The sequence below is a fragment of the Agromyces sp. P1_H4 genome (assembly GCF_056405255.1).
The window spans coordinates 1-5660 of the sequence record NZ_JBFUCL010000251.1; the positions used below are offsets into that span (position 1 = coordinate 1).

Consider the following 5660-nt stretch of genomic DNA (forward strand, 5'->3'; position numbering starts at 1 on the left):
GGGCCGGACCGCCCGGCACGGCGCAGGGGGAACGGCCTGCCGGTGCCACGACGAAGGGCCGGTGCATCGCACCGGCCCTTCGTCGTGGTCTGCGTCAGCGCCTCAGGGCTTGCCGCGCATGATGGCCTGCTTGACCTCGGCGATCGCCTTGGTCACCTCGATGCCGCGGGGGCAGGCGTCGGTGCAGTTGAAGGTCGTGCGGCAGCGCCACACGCCCTCCTTGTCGTTCAGGATGTCGAGGCGCACGGATGCCGCGTCGTCGCGCGAGTCGAAGATGAACCGGTGCGCGTTGACGATCGCCGCGGGGCCGAAGTACTGGCCGTCGGTCCAGAACACCGGGCACGACGAGGTGCACGCCGCGCAGAGGATGCACTTCGTGGTGTCGTCGAAGATCTCGCGCTTCGCGATCGACTGGATGCGCTCCTTGCCGGCCTCGGGCGTCGAGTTCGCGATGAGGAACGGCTGCACCTCGCGGTAGCTCGCGAAGAACGGCTCCATGTCGACGACGAGGTCCTTCTCGAGCGGAAGGCCCTTGATCGCCTCGACGTAGATGGGCTTCGAGATGTCGAGGTCCTTGATGAGGGTCTTGCACGCGAGCCGGTTGCGGCCGTTGATGCGCATCGCGTCGGACCCGCAGATGCCGTGGGCGCACGAACGGCGGAACGTGAGCGAGCCGTCCTGCTCCCACTTGATCTTGTGCAGGGCATCGAGCACCCGGTCGGTGGGGTACATCTCGACGTCGAAGTCCTGCCAACGCGGCTCGGTGTCGACATCGGGGTCGAAGCGGCGGATCAGGAACGTGACGGTGAACGACTGGATGGCGGCATCCGTCGACTGGGCCTCGAGCGTGGCGGTGGTCACGTCAGTACTTCCTCTCCATCGGCTGGTAGCGGGTGATGGTCACGGGTTTCCAGTCGAGCCGGATGTGGTCGTCGGCGAGCGAGGAGTGCGCGTCGCCCGACAGGTAGGCCATCGTGTGCTGCATGTAGTTCACGTCGTCGCGGTTCGGGAAGTCGTCGCGCATGTGGCCGCCGCGGCTCTCCTTGCGGTTGCGGGCCGAGAAGACGACGACCTCGGCGAGGTCGAGGAGGAAGCCGAGCTCGACCGCCTCGAGGAGGTCGGTGTTGAACCGCTTGCCCTTGTCCTGGACAGCGATGTTCCGGTAGCGGTCGCGCAGCCCGGCGATCACGTTCGTGACATGCGCCAGGGACTCGTCGGTGCGGAACACCTGTGCACCCTTGTCCATCTCGTCCTGCAGCTCCTTGCGGATCGCGGCGATCCGCTCGGTGCCGTTCGAGTCGCGCAGCAGCTGCAGCATGCGCCGGATGTCGCCGGCGGGGTCGTCGGGCAGCGGCACGAAGTCGGCCGTCTGCACGTACTCGACCGCGTTGCGGCCGGCCCGCTTGCCGAAGACGTTGATGTCGAGCAGCGAGTTGGTGCCGAGGCGGTTGGATCCGTGCACCGAGACGCAGGCGCACTCGCCGGCGGCGTACAGGCCGGGTACGACGGTGGTGTTGTCGCGCAGCACCTCGGCGGCGACGTTGGTGGGGATGCCGCCCATCGCGTAGTGCGCGGTCGGCATGACCGGGACGGGCTCGTACACCGGGTCGACGCCGAGGTAGGTGCGCGCGAACTCGGTGATGTCGGGGAGCTTCGTCTCGAGCACCTCGGCGCCGAGGTGGGTGCAGTCGAGCAGCACGTAGTCCTTGTGCGGCCCGGCGCCGCGGCCCTCCGCCACCTCCTGCACCATGCAGCGGGCGACGATGTCGCGCGGGGCGAGGTCCTTGATGGTGGGTGCGTATCGCTCCATGAACCGCTCACCGGAGGCGTTGCGGAGGATCGCGCCCTCGCCGCGGGCGCCCTCGGTGAGGAGGATGCCGAGGCCGGCCAGGCCGGTCGGGTGGAACTGGAAGAACTCCATGTCCTCGAGCGGCAGGCCCTTGCGCCAGATGATGCCGACGCCGTCGCCGGTGAGGGTGTGCGCGTTGGAGGTGGTCTTGTAGATCTTCCCGAAGCCGCCAGTGGCGAAGATGATCGCCTTGGCCTGGAAGACGTGCAGCTCGCCGGTGGCGAGCTCGTAGGCGACGATGCCCGAGGGCTGCTCGACGCCGTCGACCTCGGTCATCACGAGGTCGAGCGCGTAGTACTCGTTGTAGAACTCGATGCCGAGCTTCACGCAGTTCTGGAACAGCGTCTGCAGGATCATGTGGCCCGTGCGGTCGGCCGCGTAGCACGCGCGGCGCACCGGTGCCTTGCCGTGGTCGCGCGTGTGGCCGCCGAAGCGCCGCTGGTCGATCTTGCCCTCGGGCGTGCGGTTGAACGGCAGGCCCATGTTCTCGAGGTCGATGACCGCGTCGATGGCCTCCTTGGCGAGGATCTCGGCGGCGTCCTGGTCGACGAGGTAGTCGCCGCCCTTGACGGTGTCGAAGGTGTGCCACTCCCAGCTGTCCTCTTCGACGTTGGCGAGCGCGGCGGCCATGCCGCCCTGCGCCGCGCCCGTGTGGGACCGCGTCGGGTAGAGCTTCGAGATGACAGCCGTGCGCGCACCGGGGCCGGCCTCGATCGCCGCCCGCATGCCCGCGCCGCCGGCGCCGACGATGACGATGTCGTACTGGTGGTAGTGGACGCCGTCGACGATCTTCGTCTCGACGTGGGCGCTCTCGGGATTCACAGGTCTCCTAGACGGCGGGGCAGAACGAGGGGAGCAGGTCCGCGGGGGAGCCCGCGGGGCACGGGTCGAACGTGAAGACCACGAGGGTGCCGAGCACGATCAGCACGGCCGCCGCGGCGAACAGCGCGCCCTTCAGCACCTTCTGCAGCGTGCCGGGGTTCGTGTAGTCGTTCACGATGGTGCGCATGCCGTTGGCGCCGTGGATGAGCGCGAGCCAGAGCATCAGCACGTCCCACCACTGCCAGAACGGCTGCGCCCACTTGCCGCCGACGAACCCGAAGTCGATGGCCTTGATGCCCTCACCGTCGATGAGGTTCACGTAGAGGTGCCCGAAGATGAGCACGAGGAGCACCACGCCCGAGGCGCGCATGTAGATCCAGCCCCACTTCTCCCAGTTCACGCCGCGCTTGCGAGCRGGGCGTGCGGGAGTGCGAGGCGCTTCGATGGCAGTCATGTCCCTGGGCCTCCTCAGTGGCTGAAGACGTTCATCAGGTGCCGGGGCACGAAGGCGAGCATGGTCACGACCCAGAGCGCGATGACCACGTAGAAGAGCACCTTCTGGTGCCGGGTGGCCCAGGCCCAGAAGTCGACGAGGATGATCCGCAGGCCGTTGAAGGCGTGGAAGACGATCGCGCCGACGAGCGCGGTCTCGCCGAGGCCCATGAGGGGCGTCTGGTACGTGCCGATCACGGCGTTGTAGGCCTCGGGGCTCACCCGCACGAGCGACGTGTCGAGCACGTGCACGAGGAGGAAGAAGAAGATCGCGACACCCGTGATGCGGTGCAGCACCCACGACCACATGCCCTCTCGGCCGCGATACAGCGTGCCGCCAGGCCTCTGCTTCGCCGGCTTCCCGGATGCGGTCAGGGTTCCTGCCGAGGTCTCTGGCATGAACAACCCTCCCTGGCTGTGTGATACGCCCTGGACATGAGGGCACGACGGGCGCACGGCCCGGTTCGAGTGTAGTCCCGAGCCGATCGCGACGCCGCTTAGGGCTGCCTAACTGTCTCGACATCGAGAGACCTGGCCGAGCGGATGCCGCCCACCGTTCGTGAGAGCGGGCCGCAAGATCGCGGCCGGGTATCCTCAGACACATGTCTGATCGTTCCCTTCCCATCGACGGCTTCTACAGCGTGATCCCCGCCGGAGGCGTCGGCTCCCGACTCTGGCCGCTGTCCCGGGCGGACGCGCCGAAGTTCCTGCACGACCTCACCGGGTCCGGCCAGACGCTCCTGAAGGACACGTGGGATCGACTCGCGCCACTCTCGGGCGAGCAGCGCATCATGGTCGTCACGGGGCGCGCGCACCGCGCCGCCGTCGAGGAGCAGCTGCCCGCGCTCGCCGACGCGAATGTTGTGCTCGAGAGCGAGCCCCGCGACTCCACCGCCGCCATCGGCCTCGCCGCGGCCATCCTCGAGCGCCGCGAGCCCGGCGTGGTGATCGGCTCGTTCGCGGCCGACCACGTGATCTCGGGCGACGCCCTCTTCCGCTCGGCCGTCACCGATGCGGTGGCCGCCGCCCGCGCCGGGTACATCGTGACCATCGGCATCACACCCACCGAGCCGGCGGTGGGCTTCGGCTACATCGAGTGCGGCGGACCCCTCGAGGTGCCCGGTGCCCAGCGCGTTGAGGCGGTGTCGAACTTCGTCGAGAAGCCCGACCTCGAGACCGCCCGGCGCTACCTCGCGGGCGGCGACCACCTCTGGAACGCCGGCATGTTCATCGCGAAGGCGTCGACGCTGCTCGAGGAGCTCGCGCGCACGAAACCCGAGCTGCACGACGCGCTCGTCGAGCTCGCCGCGGCATGGGACGACCCCGCGACCCGCGGACCGGCGGTCGACCGCATCTGGCCGACCATCGAGAAGATCGCCATCGACTACTCCGTCGCCGAGCCGGCGGCCGCGGCCGGGCGCCTCGCGGTGATCCGCGGGCACTTCCAGTGGGACGACGTGGGCGACTTCGCCTCCCTCGCCAAGCTCAACACGGCGGGGCGCTCCGGCGAGCTCGCCATYCTGGGCGAGAACGCGCGCGTGCTGGCCGACGCCTCCAGCGGCATCGTGGTGAGTCGCGCGAACCGCGTCATCAGCCTGATCGGGGTGCACGATATCGTCGTGGTCGACACGCCCGACGCGCTCCTGGTCACCACGAGCGAGCACGCCCAGCGGGTCAAGGCCGTCGTCGACGCGCTGCGCCTCGGCGGTTCGAGCGACGTGCTCTAGCGATCACACGAGGGAACGGGAGCTGCGGATGTCGGTGCGACGGTGGTTCGGCAGTGGGGCTGCGCTCGTCGCGGCATCCGTCATGCTCGCGGGCTGTGCACCCGCGCCAGAGTCGGGCGGCAGCGACGCCGCCGACGCCGGGTGCGTCCGCATGGTCACGAACTCGGGTGGACTCGAGGACCGGTCATTCAACCAGTCGAGCTGGGAGGGCCTCCAGCAGGCGGAGGACGAGCTCGGCGTCGAGGCCGAGGCCATCGTCTCGACCGGCGAGACCGACCTGGCGCCCAACGTGCAGCAGGCGGTGGACTCGGGCTGCGAGCTCATCGTGACGGTGGGCTACGAGCTGGCCGAGGCGACGCTCGAGCAGGGCGAGGCGAACCCCGACCTCGCCTTCGCCATCGTCGACGAGACCGTCGAGGGCGACAACGTCAAGCCGGTGGTGTTCGACACCGCGCAGGCGTCGTTCCTCGCCGGGTACCTCGCCGCGGGCGTGTCGAAGACGGGCGTGGTGGCCACGTTCGGCGGTGGCAACCAGCCCCCGGTCACGCTCTTCATGGACGGGTTCGTCGACGGCGTCGCGAAGTACAACGAGGTGCACGGCACCGCCGTGCGGGCGCTCGGGTGGGACAAGGCGAAGCAGGACGGCGCCTTCACCGGCGACTTCGAGGACATCAACAAGGGCAAGGCGCTCACCGAGGGCTTCATCGACCAGGGCGCCGACGTGATCCTGCCCGTCGCGGGCCAGGTGGGGGAGGGCGCGGCCTCCGCCG

The 5660-nt window shown here is 69.2% G+C and carries 6 protein-coding genes; 2 read left to right on the forward strand and 4 right to left on the reverse strand.

Translation table 11 applies throughout. The features are described 5' to 3' along the window. Positions 1–102: 102 nt before the first annotated feature. The 4 genes from AC1DY2_RS14290 to sdhC are packed head-to-tail and all read right to left on the reverse strand — an operon-like array spanning position 103 to position 3562. Positions 103–861: a succinate dehydrogenase iron-sulfur subunit gene (locus AC1DY2_RS14290; protein WP_159599891.1), complete on the reverse strand. Its 759-nt coding sequence runs from the start codon at positions 859–861 to the stop codon at positions 103–105. A gap of 1 nt (position 862) precedes the next feature. Beyond that, the gene (sdhA, locus tag AC1DY2_RS14295; RefSeq protein ID WP_476763037.1) at positions 863–2671 is read right to left on the reverse strand and encodes a succinate dehydrogenase flavoprotein subunit; all 1809 of its coding nucleotides are present in this window, start codon (positions 2669–2671) and stop codon (positions 863–865) included. A 7-nt stretch (positions 2672–2678) separates the two neighbouring features. Further along, positions 2679–3125, reverse strand: a complete 447-nt coding sequence (locus tag AC1DY2_RS14300) for a succinate dehydrogenase hydrophobic membrane anchor subunit (RefSeq protein WP_309973317.1) — start codon at positions 3123–3125, stop codon at positions 2679–2681. Between the two features lie 14 nt (positions 3126–3139). After that, positions 3140–3562 (reverse strand): succinate dehydrogenase, cytochrome b556 subunit, encoded by a 423-nt coding sequence (gene sdhC / locus AC1DY2_RS14305; RefSeq protein ID WP_309973315.1) that lies wholly within the window; start codon positions 3560–3562, stop codon positions 3140–3142. 203 nt (positions 3563–3765) lie between these two features. Between sdhC and AC1DY2_RS14310 the strand changes: the two genes are divergently transcribed. Next, positions 3766–4890, forward strand: a complete 1125-nt coding sequence (locus tag AC1DY2_RS14310) for a mannose-1-phosphate guanylyltransferase (RefSeq protein WP_476763038.1) — start codon at positions 3766–3768, stop codon at positions 4888–4890. A gap of 28 nt (positions 4891–4918) precedes the next feature. After that, the coding region (locus AC1DY2_RS14315; protein ID WP_476763039.1) for a BMP family ABC transporter substrate-binding protein at positions 4919–5660 on the forward strand (742 nt) is incomplete at its 3' end.